1 protein-coding gene and 1 pseudogene are annotated in these 22042 nt (G+C 74.4%); both read left to right on the forward strand.

The features are described from left to right. Window positions 1-19: 19 nt before the first annotated feature. Window positions 20-10156, forward strand: a pseudogene (locus tag RBJ77_RS58690) (SDR family NAD(P)-dependent oxidoreductase); the annotation flags it as partial. A gap of 143 nt (window positions 10157-10299) precedes the next feature. Beyond that, window positions 10300-21870: a type I polyketide synthase gene (locus tag RBJ77_RS58695; RefSeq protein ID WP_372352479.1), complete on the forward strand. Its 11571-nt coding sequence runs from the start codon at window positions 10300-10302 to the stop codon at window positions 21868-21870. The last annotated feature ends 172 nt before the right edge of the window (window positions 21871-22042 follow it).

The following is a 22042-nucleotide window of genomic DNA, read 5'->3' on the forward strand; positions in this document are numbered from 1 at the left end:
CGAACCGTGGAGGATGGTTATGTCCGCGCCGGACAAGCAGGTCGTCGAGGCCCTGCGGGCCTCGCTGAAGGAGAACGCCCGGCTTCAGCAGGAGAACAGCGAACTCGCGGCCGCGGCCACGGAACCCATCGCGATCGTCTCGATGGCCTGCCGGTACGCGGGCGGAATCCGTAGCCCCGAGGACCTGTGGCGGGTGGTGTCCGAGGGCGCCGACGTCTACACCGGCTTCCCCGAGGACCGCGGCTGGGACGTCGAGGGCCTCTACCACCCGGACCCCGACAACCCCGGCACGACCTATGTGCGCGAGGGCGCCTTCCTGCACGAGGCGGGCCGCTTCGACGCCGCCTTCTTCGGGGTGTCGCCGCGCGAGGCCATGGCGATGGACCCCCAGCAGCGGCAGCTCCTCGAAGTGTCCTGGGAGGCCGTCGAACGGGCCGGCATCGACCCGCACTCGCTGCGCGGCAGCGACGTCGGCGTGTTCGCGGGCCTCGTGCACCAGGACTACGCCCCCGACCTCAGTGGCTACGAGGACTTCCTCAGCCTGGAGCGTGCCCTCGGCACCGCGGGCGGCGTCGCCTCCGGACGCGTCGCCTACACCCTGGGCCTCGAAGGGCCCGCGGTCACCGTCGACACCATGTGCTCCTCCTCGCTGGTCGCGCTGCACCTCGCCGCGCAGGCGCTGCGCCGCGGCGAGTGCTCGATGGCGCTCGTGGGCGGCGCGACGGTGATGGCGACACCCGGCGGCTTCGTCGGCTTCGCCCGGCAGCGGGCCCTCGCCACCGACGGGCGCTGCAAGTCGTACGCGGCGGGCGCCGACGGCTCCGGCTGGGCCGAGGGCGTGGGCGTCCTCCTCGTCGAGCGGCTCTCGGTGGCCCAGGAACGCGGCCACCAGGTCCTCGCCGTGATCCGCGGCTCCGCCGTCAACCAGGACGGCGCGTCCAACGGCCTGACCGCGCCCAACGGCCCCGCCCAGCAGCGCGTCATCCGCAAGGCGCTGGCCGGCGCCGGACTCACCCCGGCCGACGTCGACACGGTGGAGGGCCACGGCACCGGCACCGTCCTCGGCGACCCGATCGAGACGCAGGCGCTGCTCGCCACGTACGGGCAGGGCCGCGACCCGCGGCAGCCGCTGTACCTCGGCTCGGTGAAGTCGGTCATCGGGCACACCCAGGCGGCGTCCGGCGTGGCCGGCGTCATCAAGACCGTGCAGTCGCTGCGCCACGGCGTGCTGCCCAAGACCCTGCACGTGGACGCACCGACGACCCAGGTGGACTGGTCGGCGGGCGCCGTGGAGCTGCTGACCGAGTCCCGGGAGTGGCCGCGCGTGGACCGGCCGCGCAGGGCCGGTGTCTCGTCCTTCGGCGCGAGCGGCACGAACGCCCACCTGATCCTGGAGGAGGCGCCCGCGGAGGAGGCCGCCGAGCCGGTCGCGGACCAGGGCGGCGCGGTGCCGCTCGTCGTCTCGGCGGGCACCGCCACGTCCCTGGCCGCCCAGGCCGAACGCCTCGCCGCGTTCGTCGAGGACGCCGGCGCGGTGTCGCTGACGGACATCGCCGGCACCCTCGTGACGGGCCGCGCGGTCCTCGGCGAGCGCGCCGTCGTCGTCGCCGACTCCCACGACGAGGCACTGGCCGGACTGCGCGCACTCGCCCGCGGCGAGAGCGCGTCCGGCGTGGTCACCGGCTCCGGCACGCCCGGCAAGGTCGTGTGGGTGTTCCCCGGCCAGGGCTCCCAATGGGTGGGCATGGGACGGGAGTTGCTGGACACCTCCCCGGTCTTCGCCGAGCGGATCGCGCAGTGCGCCGCCGAACTGGAGCGGTGGGTCGACTGGTCGCTGACCGACGTGCTGCGCGGCGAGGCCGACCCCGAGCTCCTCGACCGCGTGGACGTGGTGCAGCCCGCGAGCTTCGCCGTCGTCGTCGCGCTGGCCGCCCTCTGGTCGTCCGTGGGCGTCGAGCCCGACGCGGTGCTCGGCCACTCGCAGGGCGAGATCGCGGCCGCCTGCGTCTCCGGCGCACTGTCCCTGGAGGACGCGGTCCGCGTGGTCGCGCTGCGCAGCCGGCTGATCGCCTCCGAGCTGGCCGGGCGCGGCGGCATGGCGTCCGTGGCCCTCAGCGAGGACGAGGCGGCCGCCCGCCTGGAGCGCTGGGCGGACCGCGTCGACGTCGCCGCCGTCAACGGCCCGAACTCCGTGGTCGTCGCCGGTGACGCCGAGGCCCTGGACGAAGCCCTGGACACCCTGGAGGACCAGGGCGTCCGCGTCCGGCGCATCGCCGTCGACTACGCCTCGCACTCCCGCCACGTCGAGCGGATCCGCGACGCCCTCGCCGAGTCGCTGGCCGGCATCGCCGCCCAGGCGCCGACGATCCCGTTCTACTCCACCGTCACGGGCGACTGGATCGAGGACGCGGGCGTCCTCGACGGCGGCTACTGGTACCGGAACCTGCGCGGCCAGGTGAAGTTCGGCCCGGCCGTCACCGAACTCATCGGCCAGGGCCACGGCGTCTTCGTCGAGATCAGCGCCCACCCGGTCCTCGTCCAGCCCATCACGGAGATCGTGTACGAGACCGGCGGCGACGCCGACGTCCTGGCGACCGGCTCGCTGCGCCGCCAGGAAGGCGGACTGCGGCGGCTGTTCGCCTCGATGGCGGAGCTGTTCGTGCGCGGCGTGCCCGTGGACTGGGCCAGGATCCTTCCCACCGGCGCCGGCACGGCCCGCGTCGACCTGCCGACGTACGCCTTCGACCAGCAGCACTTCTGGATCCGGATGGGCGGCTCGGCCACCGACTCGGCGTCGCTCGGCCTGGCCGCCACCGACCACCCGCTGCTCGGCGCGGTGGTCCAGCTCCCGCAGTCCGACGGCCTGGTGTTCACCTCACGGCTGTCCCTCCAGTCGCACCCCTGGCTCGCCGGGCACGCGATCGGCGGCGTCGTCATCGTCCCGGGCACGGCGTACGTGGACCTCGCCGTCCGGGCCGGCGACGAGTTCGGCCACGGCGTCCTGGAAGAGCTCGTCATCGAGGCGCCGCTGGCCCTGCCGGAGCGCGGCGGCGTGCGCGTCCAGGTCGCGGTGAGCGGCCCGGACGCGACCGGCCGCCGCACCGTCGACGTGTACTCCCTGCGCGAGGACGCCGCGGGGGAGGGCGGCACCGACCCGTGGACCCGGCACGCCACCGGACTCCTGTCGGCCGACGCCAGGTCACCGCAGGCCGACGCCGACTTCACGGCCTGGCCGCCGCCGGGCGCCGAGCCGGTCGACATCGACAACTTCTACGGCGACCTCACCGAGCGCGGCTACGCCTACGGCCCCGACTTCCAGGGCATGCGCGCGGTGTGGCGGCGCGGCGACGAGGTGTTCGCCGAGGTCGCCCTGCCCGACGAACAGCGCGAAGAGGCCGGCAAGTACGGCATCCACCCGGCGCTCCTCGACGCCGCCCTGCACACCAACGCCTTCGCCAACCCGGACGACGACCGCAAGGTGCTGCCGTTCGCCTGGAACGGCCTCGTACTGCACGCCGCGGGTGCCTCCGCGCTGCGGGTGCGGGTGGCTCCGTGCGGCCCGGACGCGCTGTCGTTCCAGGCCGCCGACGAGACCGGCGGCCTGGTCCTGACCATGGACTCGCTGGTGTCCCTGCCGGTCTCCGCCGACCAGCTCGACGCCGCGGCGGCCGACGACAGCCGCGACTCGCTGTTCGGCGTGGAGTGGGCCGAACTGCCCCTGGAGCAGGGGACGTCGGCCCCGACGTGGGTGTCGGTGGACACCGCCGGCGACGTGACGGCGCTGGGCGCTGTCGGTGCCGGTGTTCCTGCGGTGGCGGTCCTGGAGGCAGTGGGCGGTGACGGTGACGATGCCGTACTCGCCCTCACCTCACGGGTGCTGGCCGTGGTGCAGGCGTGGCTCGCGGCCGACGGTCTGGACGAGGCGCGGCTCGTGGTGGCGACCCGGGGCGCGGTGCCCGCCGGCGACGGCGTGGTGACCGACCCGGCCGGCTCCGCGGTCTGGGGTCTGATCCGCGCCGCGCAGGCCGAGAACCCGGACCGCATCGTCCTCATCGACACCGACCCGGCCGCCGCCGACGGCGCCGTACCGGTGCTCGGCCCGGTCCTCGCGCTCGGCGAGCCGCAGGTCGCGGTGCGCGGCGGCACGCTCTCCGCGCCACGGCTGGCCCGCGTCACCGGACAGGTCCCCGACGAGCTCGACGTGTTCACGGACGGCGGCACCGTGCTGCTCACCGGCGGCACCGGCTCCCTCGGCGCCCTCGTGTCCCGCCACCTCGTGACCCGGCACGGCGTACGCCACCTGGTGCTCGCCAGCCGTCGCGGCCCCGACAGCGAGGGCGTCGGAGAACTGGTCGCCGAACTCGCCGAACAGGGCGCGGAGGTGTCCGTCGTCGCCTGCGACGTCTCCCGGCGCACCGACGTCGAGGCCCTCCTCGCCTCCGTACCGGACGCACACCCCCTCACCGGCGTCGTCCACCTCGCCGGTGTCCTGGACGACGGCGTGATCGCCACGCTCACGCCCGAGCGGCTCGCCGCCGTCTTCGCGCCGAAGGCCGACGCCGTACGCCACCTCGACGAGCTGACCCGGGGCCTGGACCTCGACGCGTTCGTCGTGTTCTCGTCCGCCGCCGCCCTCATGGGTTCGGCCGGACAGGGCAACTACGCCGCCGCCAACGCCTTCCTCGACGGCCTGATGGCCGAGCGCCGCGCGGCCGGGCTGCCCGGACTCTCCCTGGCCTGGGGCCTGTGGGAGCAGAGCGACGGCCTGACCGCCCACCTCAGCGCCGTGGACCAGGCCCGGATGAGCCGCGGCGGCGTCCTCGCGCTGACCCCGGCCGAGGGCCTGCGCATCTTCGACACGGGCCTGCACATGGGCCAGCCGCTCCTCGTCCCGATCAAGCTGGACCTCAAGACGCTGCGCGGGCAGGCCGCGTCCGGCGGGGGAGTGCAGCACCTGCTGCGCGGCCTCGTCCGGGCCGGCCGGCGCACCGCGCGGGCGGCCGCCGGGGACAGCAGCGCCCTGGTCCGCCGGCTCGCCGGGCTCACCCAGGACGAGCAGGAGGGCGTCCTGCTCTCCGTCGTCCAGGCCGAGGCGGGCGCCGTGCTCGGCTTCACCAGCGCCGAACTGACGCAGGGCACCAAGGGGTTCAGCGACATCGGCTTCGACTCGCTGACCGCCGTGGAGCTGCGCAACCGGCTCAGCGCGGCGACCGGCGTCAAGCTCCCCGCCACCCTGATCTTCGACTACCCGACCCCGCAGGCTCTGGCCCGCTGCCTGCGCGAGGAACTCGGCGACAGCGCAGCCGACGCCGCCACCGGCACCGCCGCGACCGCGGCCACGGTCGCCGTAGCGGACCCCGACGAGCCGATCGCGATCGTCGGCATGGCGTGCCGCCTGCCGGGCGGGGTCACCGGCCCCGAATCCCTGTGGAACCTGGTGCGGGAGGGCCGCGAGGGCATGTCCGCCTTCCCGGACGACCGCGGCTGGGACCTGGACACCCTCTTCGACGCCGACCCCGACAAGGCGGGCACCTCGTACTCCACCAAGGGCGGCTTCCTGGAGGGCGCCGGACTCTTCGACGCGGGCTTCTTCGGCATCTCGCCGCGCGAGGCCCTCGCCATGGACCCGCAGCAGCGGCTCCTCCTGGAGACCTCCTGGGAGGCCCTGGAGCGCGCGGGCATCGACCCGAGCGCGGCGCGCGGCGACAGCATCGGCGTGTTCTCCGGCGTCTCCATCCACGACTACGTCGAGTCCCTCACGCACCTGCCCGCCGAACTGGAGGGCTTCGCCACGACCGCCACCGCCGGAAGCGTGGCGTCGGGCCGGGTCTCGTACGTCTTCGGCTTCGAGGGCCCGTCCGTCACCGTCGACACGGCCTGCTCGTCGTCCCTGGTCGCGATGCACCTCGCGGCGCAGGCGCTGCGGCAGGGCGAGTGCTCGATGGCACTGGCCGGCGGCGTCGCCGTGATGGGCTCGCCCATCGGCGTCCTCGGCATGTCGCGCCAGCGCGGCCTGGCCGGCGACGGCGCTTGCAAGGCGTACGCGGACGACGCGGACGGCACCGTCCTCTCCGAGGGCGTGGCCCTGGTCGCCCTGGAGCGCCTGTCCGTGGCTCGCGAGCGAGGCCACAAGGTGCTCGCGGTGCTGCGCGGCAGCGCGGTCAACCAGGACGGCGCCTCCAACGGCCTCACGGCCCCCAACGGCCCGTCCCAGCAGCGCGTGATCCGCAAGGCCCTCGCGAACGCGGGCCTGTCGCCCGCCGACGTCGACGTGGTCGAGGGGCACGGCACCGGTACGGTCCTCGGCGACCCGATCGAGGCACAGGCGCTCATCGCGACGTACGGCAAGAACCGTGACCCCCAACAGCCTTTGTGGCTCGGCTCGTTGAAGTCGAACATCGGTCACACCCAGGCCGCCGCGGGCGTCGCCGGTGTCATCAAGATGGTGCAGGCGCTGCGGCACGGCGTCCTGCCCCCGACGCTCCACGCCGAGCAGCGGACCACCAAGGTGGACTGGTCGGACGGCACCATCGAGTTGCTGACGGAGGCCCGCGAGTGGGCGGGCGAGGCGCGTCCGCGCCGGGCGGGCGTGTCGTCGTTCGGCATCAGCGGGACGAACGCGCACCTGATTCTGGAGGAGGCGCCTGCGGAGGCCCACGAGCCCGTCGCGGGTCCGGACGAGGGCTCGGACGTGGGCGGTGTGGTGCCGCTCGTGGTGTCGGCGCGCAGTACCGCGTCGCTGGCGGGCCAGGCCGAGCGCCTCGCGGCGTTCGTGGGGTCCGGGTCCGTGGGGTCCGGTGCCGGTGAGGTGTCCCTGGCGGGCGTGGCCGACGCGTTGGTGTCGAGCCGGGCGCTGCTGGGGGAGCGGGCCGTGGTCGTGGCCGGGTCGGGCGAGGAGGCGCTGGCCGGGTTGCGGGCGCTGGCTCGTGGCGAGAGTGCGGCTGGCGTCGTCTCAGGCTCAGGCTCGGGTTCTGGTGCGGTGGGGAAGGTCGTGTGGGTCTTCCCGGGGCAGGGGTCCCAATGGGCCGGTATGGGGCGGGAGTTGCTCGACTCGTCGCCGGTCTTCGCGGAGCGGATCGCCGAGTGTGCGACTGCACTTGCTCCGTACGTCGACTGGTCGCTGGTGGACGTGCTGCGGGGGGAAGTCGACCCCGGGTTGCTGGAGCGCGTGGACGTGCTCCAGCCCGCGAGTTTCGCGGTGATGGTCGGTCTGGCGGCTGTGTGGTCGTCCGTGGGTGTCCTGCCGGACGCCGTGGTCGGTCACTCGCAGGGTGAGATCGCTGCCGCCTGCGTTGCAGGTGCGCTGTCGCTGGAGGACGCGGCCCGCGTAGTGGCGCTGCGCAGCCAGGCGATCGGTGAGCGGCTGGCCGGGCGCGGTGGCATGGCGTCGGTCGCGCTGAGCGAGGACGAGGCGGTGGACCGGCTCGTGCGCTGGGCGGACCGCGTCGAGGTCGCGGCCGTCAACGGCCCGGCCTCGGTGGTCGTCGCCGGTGACGCGGCGGCGCTGGACGAGGCGCTCGTGGCCCTGTCCGACGACGGCGTCCGCGTGCGTCGCGTGGCCGTGGACTACGCCTCGCACACCCGCCACGTCGAAGACATCGAGAGCACTCTCGCCGAGACCCTGTCGGGGATCAGCGCCCAGGCGCCGCTCGTGCCCTTCTACTCCACCGTCACGGGCGGCTGGGTCGAGGACGCGGGCGTGCTCGACGGCGGCTACTGGTACCGGAACCTGCGCGGTCAGGTCGGATTCGGCCCGGCGGTCGCGGACCTGGTCGGGCAGGGGCACGGCGCGTTCGTCGAGATCAGCGCCCACCCGGTGCTGGTCCAGCCGGTCAACGAGATCCTCGACGAGAGCGGCACGGACACGGTCGTGACCGGTTCGCTGCGGCGTGACGACGGTGGCCTGCGCCGGCTGCTCGCCTCGATGGCCGAGCTGTTCGTGCGCGGCGTCCCTGTCGACTGGACGGGCACCCTGCCCACTGGAACCACCGGAACCACGGCAGCCCACGTCGAGCTGCCCACCTACGCCTTCGACCACCAGCACTACTGGCTCCAGACGGCCCGCGCCGCCACCGACGCGGCCTCGCTCGGCCAGGCGGCGGTCGATCACCCGCTGCTCGGCGCGATGGTGCGGCTCCCGCAGTCCGACGGTCTCGTCTTCACCTCGCGACTGTCGCTCAAGTCGCACCCGTGGCTGGCGGATCACGCCGTCGGCGGCGTCGTCATCCTCCCTGGTTCCGGCTTGGTGGAGCTGGCCGTACGGGCCGGTGACGAGGCCGGGTGCGGGGTGCTGGACGAGCTGGTGACCGAGGCGCCGCTGGTGGTGCCGGAGCAGGGCGGCGTACGCGTCCAGGTCGCTGTCGGCGGCCCGGACGAGAACGGGACGCGCACCGTGGAGATCTACTCCCAGCGCGAGGACGCCCCCGACGGTGAGGGTGGCGAGACGTGGACCCGGCACGCCACCGGACTCCTCTCGGCCACGACCGGCAACCCGCCCACGGACTTCGACTTCGCCGCCTGGCCCCCGCCCGGCGCCGAGACCGTCGACACCGACGGCTGCTACGCCGATCTGGCCGCGCGGGGCTACGAGTACGGCCCCGCCTTCCAGGGCGTACGCGCACTGTGGCGGCGCGGCGACGAACTCTTCGCCGAGGTCGCCCTGCCCGACGACGAGCGCAAGCAGGCCGGCGGCTTCGGCCTGCACCCCGCGCTGCTCGACGCCGCGCTGCACGCCCACACGCTGACTGACGCCGCGGCTGACGGCGGCACGGTCCGCCAGGCGCTCGACTGGAACGGAGTGGTGCTGCACGCCGTCGGCGCCTCGGCCCTGCGGGTCCGCCTGCGGGCCGGCGGCTCCGGCCTGGTGGCGTTGGAGGCGGCGGACGAGGCCGGTGGCCCGGTCGTGTCGGCGGACTCGCTGGCCCTGCGGGAGCTGACCGCCGAGCAGCTGGCGAGCGCCGGTGAATCCACGGTGACGGACTCTCTGTTCCAGGTGGACTGGACCGAACTGCCCATGCAGCAAGGGGAGTTGACTGGGAAGACGTCGGCGTCGGCACCGGCTTGGGTGTCCGTGGCCACGGCCGAGGACGTGACGGAGTTGACCGCCTCCGTCGGCGGCGACGTGCCCGTCGCGGTGGTCCTGGAGGTCGTGAGCGGCGACGGCGATGATGCCGAACTCGCCCTGGCCTCAAGGGTGTTGGGCGTCGTACAGGCCTGGCTTGCGGCCGACGGTCTCGACGGCTCGCGGCTCGTGGTGGCGACCCGGGGCGCCGTCCCCGCGGGCGACGGCACGGTGACCGACCCGGCGGGCGCCGCGGTGTGGGGTCTCGTACGCGCCGCACAGGCCGAGAACCCGAACCGGATCGTCCTGCTCGACACCGCACCATCCACAAACCTGGACACGAACACCGCCACAAGCGTGGACACAAACCCGTCCGCAACTACAGTCACAAACAGCTCCGCAAACAGTGACGCAAACACGGTCGCAAACACGGATACAAACATTGACGCGATCACGGGCGTCCTCGGATCGGCTCTCGCCGCCGACGAGCCGCAGATCGCGGTCCGCGGCACGGCCCTCTCCGTGCCGCGCATCGCCCGCGCCCAAGTCGCCGAAACAGCACAGGTGTTCGGACCTGAGGGCACGGTTCTCGTCACCGGCGGCACCGGCTCCCTGGGGTCGCTCGCGGCCCGCCACCTGGTCACCGAGTACGGCGTACGGAAGCTCGTCCTCGCCAGCCGCCGGGGACCGGATGCCGAGGGCGCGGCGGAACTGGTCGCCGAGCTGACCGGACAGGGCGCCGAGGTCAGCGTCGTGGCCTGCGACGTCGCGGACCGCGACCGGGCCCGGGACCTGGTGGCCTCGATACCCGACCTGCGCGGCGTGCTGCACACGGCCGGTGTCCTGGACGCCGGAGTGATCGGGACGCTGACCCCGGAACGCCTGGCCAGGGTCTTCGGTCCCAAGGTCGACGCCGTACGGCATCTCGACGAGCTGACGCGGGACTTGGACCTTGACGCGTTCGTCGTCTACTCGTCCGTGTCGGCGGTCTTCATGGGGGCGGGCAGCGGCAGTTACGCGGCGGCCAACGCCTACCTCGACGGGCTGATGGCCCAGCGGCGTGCCGCCGGACTGCCCGGACTGTCCCTGGCCTGGGGCCTGTGGGACCAGAGCGGCGGCGGCATGGCGGCCGACACGGATGACCTCGTCCGGTCCCGGATGGGACGGCGCGGCGGCCTCCAGATCATGAGCTTGACCGAGGGCATGCGGCTCTTCGACGCCGCCGTCGGATCCGGCCGATCCCTGCTGGTGCCCGCCAAGTTGGACCTGCGGGCCGTGCGCGCCGACGCCGCGGCCGGCACCGGAGTGCCGCACATGCTGCGCGGCCTGGTCCGCGCGGGACGGCAGCAGGCGCAGGCCGGTACTGCCCGGGACGGCGCACTGCTGCGCCGCCTCTCCGGACTCGCCGCCGCAGAACAGGAAGAGGTCCTCGTCGACCTGGTCCGCACCCAGGCCGCCGTCGTGCTCGGCCACGCGGGAGCGGACGGGGTCCCCGCGGACATCGCGTTCAAGGACACCGGATTCGACTCGCTCACCGCCGTGGAACTGCGCAACCGGCTCCGCGAGGCGACGGGCCTGAAGCTGCCCGCCACCTTGGTCTTCGACTACCCGAACCCGCAGGCCCTGGCCCGCCACCTGCACGCCGAACTCGTCCCGGACGGCGGCACGGACGGTACCGACGTGGACGAGGTGCGGCTGCGCCACGCGCTCGCCTCGCTCCCGCTGGCCCGCTTCCGGGAGGCCGGACTGATGGAGGCCCTGGTCGGACTCGCCGCCCTCGGCAACGGCGAACCGGCGGCCGCCGCGCCGGACGACGCCGGGGAGCAGACGGTGATCGCCGACCTGAACGTCGACGACCTCGTGCACCTGGCGCTCGGCGACAACTGACTCCACGACACCGGAAAGATTGGGGAACTCAAGTGAGTGCGTCGTACGAAAAGGTCGTCGAGGCGCTACGGGCTTCGCTCGAGGAGGTCGGTTCGCTCAAGCAGCAGAACCGCCGGCTCATCGACGCTTCCCGCGAGCCGGTGGCCGTGGTGGGCATGGCCTGCCGGCTGCCGGGCGGGGTCGCGGGTCCCGAGGACCTGTGGCGGCTCGTCCGGGACGGCGGCGACGCCGTCACCGGCTTCCCGGAGGACCGCGGCTGGGACCTGGAAGGACTCTTCGACTCCGACCCCGAGCGCGCGGGCACCTCCTACACCGACCGGGGCGGCTTCCTCCACGAGGCGGGCCTGTTCGACGCCGGCTTCTTCGGGATCTCGCCGCGCGAGGCCCTCGCGATGGACCCGCAGCAGCGGCTCCTCCTCGAATCGTCGTGGGAGGCGCTGGAGAGCGCGGGCATCGACCCGGTGTCGCTGAAGGGCGCCGACGTCGGTGTGTTCACCGGCCTCTTCGGCCAGGGCTACGTCGCCCCCGGCGCCAGCGTGGTGACGCCCGAGCTGGAGGGCTTCGCGGGCACGGGCGGTTCCACGAGCGTGGCGTCGGGCCGGGTCTCGTACGTCTTCGGCTTCGAGGGCCCGGCCGTCACCGTCGACTCGGCGTGCTCGTCCTCGCTGGTCGCGATGCACCTGGCCGCGCAGTCGCTGCGGCAGGGCGAGTGCTCGATGGCCCTCGCCGGCGGCGCGACCGTCATGGCCAACCCCGGTGCCTTCGTGGAGTTCTCGCGCCAGCGCGGCCTCGCCACCGACGGCCGCTGCAAGGCGTACGCGGACGGCGCCGACGGCACCGGCTGGGCCGAAGGCGTCGGCGTCGTCGTCCTGGAGCGGCTGTCCGTCGCCCGCGAACGCGGCCACAAGATCCTCGCCGTGCTGCGCGGCTCCGCCGTCAACCAGGACGGCGCGTCCAACGGCCTGACCGCCCCCAACGGCCCCGCCCAGCAGCGCGTCATCCGCGGGGCGCTGGCCAACGCCGGTCTCGCCGCCTCGGACGTGGACGTCGTGGAGGGCCACGGCACGGGCACCGTCCTCGGCGACCCGATCGAGGCGCAGGCGCTGCTCGCCACGTACGGCAAGGACCGTGATCCCCAACAGCCTCTGTGGCTGGGCTCGTTGAAGTCGAACATCGGGCACACGCAGGGCGCCGCCGGTGTCGCCGGTGTCATCAAGATGGTGCAGGCGCTGCGGAACGGCGTGATGCCCGCGACCCTGCACGTCGACGCCCCGACCTCCCAGGTCGACTGGTCGGCGGGCGCGGTGGAACTGCTGACCGAGGCACGCGACTGGCCGGCCGACGGCCGCCCGCGCCGTGCGGGCGTCTCCGCGTTCGGCGTGAGCGGCACGAACGCCCACCTGATCCTGGAGGAAGCACCCGCCGAGGAGGCGCCCGAGCCCGTCGCGGACCAGGGTGGCGCGGTGCCGCTCGTGGTGTCCGCGCGCAGCGCCGCGTCACTGGCGGGCCAGGCCGAGCGCCTCGCCGCCTTCGTGGAGTCCGGTGCCGGTGGGGCTTCGCTGGCGGCACTGGCCGGGTCCCTGGTCTCCCAGCGGGCCATGCTCACCGACCGCGCGGTCGTGGTCGCCGGGTCGGGGGAGGAGGCGCTGGCAGGGCTGCGGGCGTTGGCTCGCGGCGAGAGTGCGCCTGGAGTCGTCGCCGGTACCGGGACGGCGGGGAAGGTCGTGTGGGTCTTCCCCGGTCAGGGCTCACAATGGGCGGGCATGGGGCGGGAGCTGCTCGACTCGTCGCCCGTCTTCGCGGACCGGATCGCCGAATGCGCTGCCGCACTCGCTCCGTACGTCGACTGGTCACTGGTGGACGTCCTGCGCGGCGAGGCTGCCTCGGAACTCCTCGACCGCGTGGACGTCGTCCAGCCCGCGAGCTTCGCCGTGATGGTGGGCCTGGCCGCGGTCTGGTCCTCGGCCGGGGTCAGGCCCGACGCGGTGCTCGGTCACTCGCAGGGTGAGATCGCCGCGGCGTGCGTGTCCGGTGCGCTGTCCCTGGAGGACGCGGCCCGGGTGGTGGCGCTGCGCAGCCGGGCCATCGCGGCTGACCTCGCAGGTCGCGGCGGCATGGCGTCGGTCGCGTTGAGCGCGGACGAGGCGGTGACCCGGCTGGAGCGCTGGGCGGACCGCGTCGAGGTCGCAGCCGTCAACGGCCCGACCTCGGTGGTCGTCGCCGGTGACGCAGAAGCCCTGGACGAGGCCCTCGCCGCCCTCACCGCGGACGGTGTTCGCGTCCGCCGGGTGGCCGTGGACTACGCCTCGCACACCCGCCACGTCGAGGACATCGAGACCACTCTCGCCGAGACCTTGTCCGGCATCGACGCCCAGGCCCCCACCACCCCCTTCTACTCCACCGTGACCGGCGGCTGGGTCGAGGACGCGGGCGTCCTCGACGGCGGCTACTGGTACGGGAATCTGCGCGGCCAGGTGAAGTTCGGCCCGGCCGTCGCCGACCTCGTCCGCCAGGGCCACGGCACCTTCATCGAGATCAGCGCCCACCCCGTCCTGGTCCAGCCGGTCACCGAGATCCTCGACGAGAGCGGCACGGGCACCGTCGTGACGGGTTCGCTGCGCCGCGACGACGGTGGCCTGCGCCGGCTGCTGACGTCGATGGCCGAGGTGTTCGTGCGCGGCGTCCGGGTCGACTGGACCGGGGTCCTGCCCGCAGGAACCACCGGTGCCACGGCGGCGCGCGTCGACCTCCCCACGTACGCCTTCGACCACCAGCACTACTGGCTGCACGAGACGGAGACGGCGACCGACGCCGCGTCCCTCGGGCAGGCGACGGCCGGGCACCCGCTGCTCGGCGCCGTGGTGCGGCTGCCGCAGTCCGGCGGTCTGGTCTTCACCTCGCGCCTGTCGCTCAAGTCGCACCCCTGGCTCGGCGATCACGCCGTCGGCGACGTCGTCATCCTGCCCGGCTCCGGACTGGTCGAGCTGGCCGTGCGCGCCGGTGACGAGGCGGAGTGCGGCGCACTGGAAGAGCTCGTGATCGAGGCGCCGCTCGTGGTGCCCCCGCAGGGCGGCGTACGCGTCCAGGTCGCCGTCGGCGCGCCCGACGACAACGGCTCGCGCACCGTGGAGATCTATTCCCAGCGCGAGGACGCCCCCGACGGCGGCGGCGACGGCAGCGGCGAGACGTGGACCCGGCACGCCACCGGCACCCTGTCGCCCGCGCCCTCCGAACAGGACACCGGCACCGACTCCGACGCCGACTTCGTCGCCTGGCCGCCGGCCGGTGCCGAGCAGGTCGAGGTCGGCGACTTCTACGCCGACCTGGTCGACCGCGGCTACGGCTACGGGCCCGCCTTCCAGGGCGTGCGCGCGGTGTGGCGGCGCGGCGACGAGGTCTTCGCCGAGGTCGCCCTGCCCGACGAACTCCGCGCGGAAGCACAGAAGTTCGGCGTCCACCCCGCCCTGCTCGACGCCGCTCTGCAGGCCGCCACGATCGGGAACACGGCGGACGAGTCCGCGGCGCCGGTCCTGGCCTTCGCGTGGAACGGCCTGGTGCTGCACGCCGCGGGCGCCGCCGCGCTGCGCGTGCGCATCGCGCCGAACGGGCCCGACGCGCTGTCCGTCCGGGCGGCCGACGAGGCCGGCGGCCTGGTGGTGACGCTGGACTCGCTCGTGTCCCGGGCCGTCTCCGCCGAACAGCTGGAGACCCCGGTCGACGCGGCGATCGCCAACGCGCTCTTCCGGCTGGAGTGGACCGAGCTGCCCGCGCCGCCCGACTCGGACCTGCCGCCGTCCTGGCTGCCCGTGTCGTCGGCCGAGGACGTGGCGGCCGTGGCCGCGAGCGGCGCCGCACCCGCCGTCGCCGTCCTGGAAGCCGTCGGCGGGGACACCGAGGGCTCCGCGGACGCCGTACTCGCCCTGTCCGCACGGGTGTTGAGCGTCGTGCAGGCCTGGCTGGCCGCGGACGCGCTGGAGGAGTCGACGCTCGTCATCGCGACCCGCGGGGCCGTGGCAGCGGGCGGGACCGCGGTGACCGACCCGGCCGGATCTGCGGTGTGGGGACTCGTCCGCGCCGCCCAGTCCGAGAGCCCCGACCGGCTCGTCCTCCTCGACACCGACCCCACCGCCGACGGCGGCGTGGACTCGGTCATCGACTACGTCCTCGGCCCCGTGACGGCCACCGCCGAGCCCCAGATCGCCATCCGCGACTCGGCCATGTCGATCCCCCGGCTCGCCCGCCCCACGGGCGGCACCGCGGACCGGCCCGCGACGTTCGGCCCCGACGGCACCGTCCTGATCTCCGGCGGCGGTTCGCTCGGCGGCGTCGTGGCCCGGCACCTCGTCGCCCGGCACGGCGTACGACAGCTGGTCCTCGCCAGCCGCCGGGGCCAGGAGGCCGACGGAGTAAGCGAGTTGACGGCCGAGCTCGTCGAGGCCGGTGCGGACGTGTCGGTCGTCGCCTGCGACGTCTCCGACCGGTCCCGGCTCGCCGAACTGCTCTCCTCCGTGCCCGACCTGCGGGGCGTCGTGCACACGGCCGGCGTCTTCGACGACGGACTGATCGCGGACCTCACCCCCGAGCGCCTCGCCAAGGTGTACGCGCCGAAGGCCGACGCCGTACGCCACCTCGACGAACTGACCCGCGGCCTCGACCTCGACGCGTTCGTCGTCTACTCGTCCGTGGCCGGTCTCTCCGGCGGAGCGGGCCAGGGCAACTACTCGGGCGCCAACGCCTTCCTGGACGGCCTGATGAGCGCCCGCCGCGCCGCGGGACTGCCCGGACTGTCCCTGGCCTGGGGCCTGTGGGAGCAGTCCCTCGGCATGGCGGGCCACCTCAGCGCCGTCGACCAGGCGCGGGCAGGACGCAGCGGTGTCCTGGAGATATCCGCGGCCGAGGGCATGGACCTGTTCGACCTCTCCCTCACCTCCGACCAGGCACTCCTCGTCCCGGTCAAGCTCGACCTGAAGGGCGTGCGGGCCGACGCGTCGGCCGGCGCCACGGTGCCGCACCTGCTGCGCGGACTGGTCAAGGCCGGCCGGCAGCAGGCCCGCGCCGCGAGCGGTGCGGGGGAGCGGCAGCTGTCCGACCGGCTCGCCGGGCTCACGGCCGCCGCGCAGGAGGAACTGCTGCTCGACCTGGTGCGCACCCAGGCCGCCGTCGTCCTCGGCCACAGCGGCGCGGGCGCCGTCCGCCCGGACACCGCGTTCAACGAGGCCGGGTTCGACTCGCTGACCTCGGTGGAGCTGCGCAACCGGCTGCGCGAGGCGACCGGCCTCAAACTGCCCCCGACGCTCGTCTTCGACTACCCGAGCCCGCTGGTCCTCGCCCGCTATCTGCGCGGCGAGTTCGACGAGGTCGCGGCGCCCGAACCCGAGGCGCGGCCCGCCGTCACCGGCACCGTCGACACGGACGAGCCGCTGGCCGTCGTCGGCATGGCCTGCCGGCTGCCGGGCGGCGTCACCTCGCCGGACGAGCTGTGGAAGCTCGTCGTCGACGGGGTCGACGCGATCTCCGACTTCCCCGAGGACCGCGGCTGGGACCTGGACGGCCTGTTCGACCCGGACCCGGACCACGCCGGTACCTCGTACGTCAGCCAGGGCGGATTCCTGCGCGGCGCGGGCCTGTTCGACCCCGGCTTCTTCGGGATCTCGCCGCGCGAGGCCCTCGCCATGGACCCGCAGCAGCGCCTCCTCCTGGAGACGTCGTGGGAGGCCCTGGAGGGCGCGGGCATCGACCCGTTCGCGCTCAAGGGCACGGACGTCGGCGTGTTCTCCGGCGTCTCGGGACAGGGCTACGGCACCGGCACCATCGCCCCCGAGGTGGAGGGCTTCGCGGGCACGGGCCTCGCGTCGAGCGTGGCGTCGGGCCGCGTCTCGTACGTCTTCGGCTTCGAGGGCCCGGCCGTGTCGATCGACACGGCCTGCTCGTCCTCGCTCGTGGCGATGCACCTGGCCGCGCAGGCGCTGCGCCAGGGCGAGTGCTCCATGGCGCTGGCCGGCGGCGCGATGGTGATGGCGACCCCCGCCACGTTCATGGCGTTCTCGCGCCAGCGCGGGCTGGCCGGTGACGGCAGGTCCAAGGCGTTCGCGGACGGCGCGGACGGCATGGGCCTGTCCGAGGGCGTGGGCGTCGTGCTCCTGGAGCGCCTGTCCGTGGCCCGTGAACGCGGCCACAAGGTGCTCGCGGTGCTGCGCGGCAGCGCGGTGAACCAGGACGGCGCCTCCAACGGCCTGACGGCCCCGAACGGCCCGTCCCAGCAGCGCGTGATCCGCAAGGCCCTCGCGAACGCGGGCCTGTCGCCCGCGGACGTCGACGTCGTCGAGGGACACGGCACCGGTACGGCGCTCGGCGACCCGATCGAGGCGCAGGCGCTGCTCGCCACGTACGGCAAGGACCGCGACCCCCAACAGCCATTGTGGCTCGGCTCGTTGAAGTCGAACATCGGGCACGCGCAGGCCGCGTCGGGCGTCGCCAGCGTCATCAAGATGGTGCAGGCACTGCGGCACGGCGTACTGCCCCCGACGCTCCACGCCGAGCGGCGCACGGCGCAGGTCGACTGGACCGCGGGCGCGGTGGAGCTGCTGACCGAGGCACGCGACTGGCCGCGCACCGGCACACTCCGCCGGGCCGGCGTGTCGTCGTTCGGCGTCAGCGGCACGAACGCCCACCTCATCCTGGAGGAGGCCCCGGACGACGACGCGACGCCCACCGAGGAGACCTCGCAGCCGCTGGTCTCCGCGGACGTGGTGCCGCTGGTGGTGTCGGCGCGCAGTACCGCGTCGCTGGCGGGCCAGGCCGAGCGCCTCGCCGCCTTCGTGGAGTCCGCCGCGGGCGAGGCATCCCTCGCGTCGCTGGCCGGGTCGCTCGTCTCCGGGCGCACCCTGCTGGGGGAGCGGGCCGTGGTCGTGGCCGGGTCGGGCGAGGAGGCGCTGGCCGGGTTGCGGGCGCTGGCTCGTGGCGAGAGTGCCGCCGGAGTCGTGGCGGCCGGGTCGGGATCCGGTTCCGGTTCCGCGTCCGGTGCGGTGGGGAAGGTCGTGTGGGTCTTCCCGGGGCAGGGGTCCCAATGGGCCGGTATGGGGCGGGAGTTGCTCGACTCGTCGCCGGTGTTCGCGGAGCGGATCGCCGAGTGCGCGACCGCGCTAAGCCCTCATATCGACTGGTCGCTGGTGGACGTCTTGCGCGGCGAGGCGGCTCCCGAGCTGCTGGAGCGCGTGGACGTGCTCCAGCCCGCGAGCTTCGCGGTGATGGTCGGTCTGGCGGCCGTGTGGTCGTCGGTGGGTGTCCTGCCGGACGCCGTGGTCGGTCACTCGCAGGGCGAGATCGCTGCCGCCTGCGTCGCGGGTGCGCTGTCCCTTGAGGACGCGGCCCGCGTGGTCGCGCTGCGCAGCCAGGCCATCGCCGCCGAGCTGGCAGGGCGCGGCGGCATGGCGTCGGTCGCGCTGAGCGAGGGCGAGGCGGCGGACCGGCTCGTGCGCTGGGCGGACCGCGTGGAGGTCGCGGCCGTCAACGGCCCGACCTCGGTGGTCGTCGCCGGTGACGCCGAGGCCCTGGACGAGGCCCTCGCCGCCCTGACGGCGGACGGTGTCCGCGTCCGACGCATCGCCGTGGACTACGCCTCGCACACCCGCCACGTCGAAGACATCCGGACCACTCTCGCCGAGACCCTGTCGGCGGTCAGCGCCCAGGCACCGCTCGTGCCCTTCTACTCGACCGTGACCAGCGGCTGGGTGGACGAGGCCGGCGTCCTGGACGGCGGCTACTGGTACCGGAACCTGCGCGGCCAGGTGAAGTTCGGCCCCGCTATCGCGGACCTGGTCGGGCAGGGGCACGGCGCGTTCGTCGAGATCAGCGCCCACCCGGTGCTGGTCCAGCCGGTCAACGAGATCCTCGACGGCACGGACGCGGACGCCGGCACCGTCGTGACCGGCTCGCTGCGCCGCCAGGAGGGCGGTCTGCGCAGGCTGCTCGCCTCGATGGCCGAGCTGTTCGTGCACGGCGTCCCCGTGGACTGGAGCGGTGTGCTCCCGGCCGGGCAGGCGCGGCTCGACCTGCCGACGTACGCCTTCGACCACCAGCACTTCTGGCTGCACACGACCCCCGACCAGACCGACGCGAAGTCCCTCGGGCTCGCCGGGACCGACCACCCGCTGCTCGGCGCGCTGGTCCGGCTGCCGCAGTCCGACGGACTGGTCTTCACCTCGCGCCTGTCGCTCAAGTCGCACCCGTGGCTGGGCGATCACGTCGTCGGCGGCCTGGTCCTGATCCCGGCGACCGGGCTGGTGGAGCTGGCCGTACGGGCCGGTGACGAGGCCGGGTGCGGGGTGCTGGACGAGCTGGTGACCGAGGCGCCGCTGGTGGTGCCGGAGCAGGGCGGCGTACGCGTCCAGGTCGCCGTGGGCGGACCGGACGAGAACGGCACGCGCACCGTGGAGATCTACTCCCAGCGCGAGGACGCCCCCGACGGTGAGGGTGACGGCAGCGGCGAGACGTGGACCCGGCACGCCACCGGACTCCTCTCGGCCACGGCCACGAACCCGCCCACGGACTTCGACTTCGCCGCCTGGCCCCCGCCCGGCGCCGAACAAGTGGAGCTGGACACAGGCGAGTTGTACGAAGGGCTCCTGGAGCGCGGTTACGCCTACGGTCCCGTCTTCCAGGGCGTACGTGCCGTGTGGCGGCGCGGCGACGAACTCTTCGCCGAGGTCGCCCTGCCCGACGACGAGCGCAAGCAGGCCGACGGCTTCGGCCTGCACCCCGCGCTGCTCGACGCGGCCCTCCAGGCCGGGACGTTCGCCACGGCCGACGCCCCCGACGAGGAGTCGGCCGGGCAACCGGTGATGCCCTTCTCCTGGAACGGTCTCGTCCTGCACGCCGCCGGCGCCTCGGCGCTGCGCGTGCGGGTCGCACCGGACGGCGCGGACGCGCTCACGGTCGCGGCGGCCGACGACACCGGCCGCCCCGTCCTGACGATGGACGCCCTGGTCATGCGCGCCGTGTCCATCGAGCAGCTCGGTGCCACGGCGGCCCGGGAGAACCGGGACTCCCTGTTCGCGGTCGAGTGGACCGAACTGCCCACGGCAGCGGGCCCGGAGCCCGCGCCGCCGTGGGTGCCGGTGACCTCGGCCGACGACACGACGGCCCTGACCGCGGGCGGCGGCGTCCCGGCGGCCGTGGTCCTGGAGGCCGTCGGCGGCGACAGCGACGACGCCGTACTCGCCCTGACCTCACGGGTGTTGGCCGTGGTCCAGGCCTGGCTGGGCGCCTCCGGCGCCGAGGAGTCGCGCCTGGTGGTCGTGACCCGGGGCGCGGTGGCCGCGGGTGACGGCGCGGTGACCGACCCGGCGGGCTCGGCGGTGTGGGGTCTGGTCCGCGCCGCCCAGTCCGAGAACCCGGACCGGATCGTCCTGCTCGACACCGACCCCGCTGCCGACGGCGGCGTCGAACCGGCGCTCGACGCCGTACTCGCCGACGTGCTGGCCGGCGGCGAACCGCAGGTCGCGGTGCGCGGCACCGTCCTCTCGGTGCCCCGGCTCGCCCGGGTCGCCGCCGAGGACGCCCGTACGACAGAGGTGTTCAGGACCGACGGGACCGTGCTGGTCTCGGGCGGCGGCTCGCTCGGCGCCCTGGCCGCCCGGCAACTCGTCGCCCGCAACGGCGTGCGCCACCTCGTCCTCGCCAGCCGCCGCGGCCCCGACGCGGAAGGCGTGCCGGAACTCGTCGCCGACCTCACCGGGCTCGGCGCGACGGTCTCCGCCGTGGCCTGCGACGTCTCCGACCGCACCCAGGTCGAGGCGCTGCTGGCCGCGATCGCGCACGACCGCCCGCTGCGCGGCGTCGTGCACACGGCCGGCGTGTTCGACCCGGGGGTGATCGGGGCGCTGACCCCGGAGCGCCTCGCCACGGTGTTCGCGCCGAAGGTCGACGCCGTACGCCACCTCGACGCGCTGACCCGGGACCTGGACCTCGACGCGTTCGTCGTCTACTCCTCCGCCTCGTCCGTCTTCATGGGCGCGGGCAGCGGCAACTACGCCGCCGCCAACGCCTTCCTCGACGGCCTCATGGCCCACCGCCGCGCGGCCGGACTGCCCGGACTCTCGCTGTCCTGGGGGCCGTGGGAGCAGGTCACCGGCATGGCGGGGAACATCGACGACGTCACCAGGACCCGGATGGGCCGGCGTGAGGGACGCGGCGGAGTCCTGGCGCTCCCGTCCGCCGAGGGCATGGAGCTGTTCGACGCCGCACTGGGCTCCGAGCACGCGCTCCTCGTCCCGCTCAAGCTGGACGCGCGCGCGGTGCGCGCCGACGCGGCGGCGGGCGGGGGAGTGCCCCACCTGCTGCGCGGCCTGGTCCGCGCCGGCCGGCAGCAGGCGCAGTCGGCCGGCGGCGCCGGCGGCGAGCGGCGGCAGCTGGCCGACCGGCTCGCCGGGCTCTCCGCGGCCAAGCAGGAGGCCCTGCTCCTCGACGTGGTGCGGGCGCAGGCCGCGGTCGTGCTCGGGCACAGCGGTCCGGAGAGCGTCCGCCCCGACACCGCGTTCAACGAGGCCGGGTTCGACTCGCTCACCTCGGTGGAACTGCGCAACCGGCTCCGCGAGGCGACGGGCCTGAAGCTGCCCGCGACGCTCGTCTTCGACCACCCGACGCCGCAGGCGCTCGCCCGCTACCTGCGGACCGAGATCGCCGTCGACGAGGCGTCGCCCGCCGACACGGTCCTCGCCGGGCTCGCCGGCCTGGAGGCGGCCATCGAGTCCGCGGGTCCCGACGCGGAGGCCCGCGACCGGATCACCGCGCGGCTGCGCGAGCTGCTGAGGACCGCCGAGGAGGCGGCCGACGGCCCGGCCGGGGCCGACGCCTCCGACGAGGGGGACCTGGAGAACGCCAGCGACGAGGAGCTGTTCGCGCTCTTCGAGCGGCTCGACTGAGCCACTCCCGTGCGGGTGGGCGGGCCGACCGTGGCTCGCCCACCCGCACGGACCCACGCACCCACGACTTCGCACCACCCCTGTACGACCCCGCACGACCCCGCACGGACGGTGCGGACACCCACTCACGGCAATCGCACGCATCCACTCCTGGGGGTTGAATCCAGTGGCC

It is taken from the genome of Streptomyces sp. KL116D (assembly GCF_030766975.1).
GTDB classification, from domain to species: Bacteria; Actinomycetota; Actinomycetes; order Streptomycetales; family Streptomycetaceae; genus Streptomyces; species Streptomyces longispororuber_A.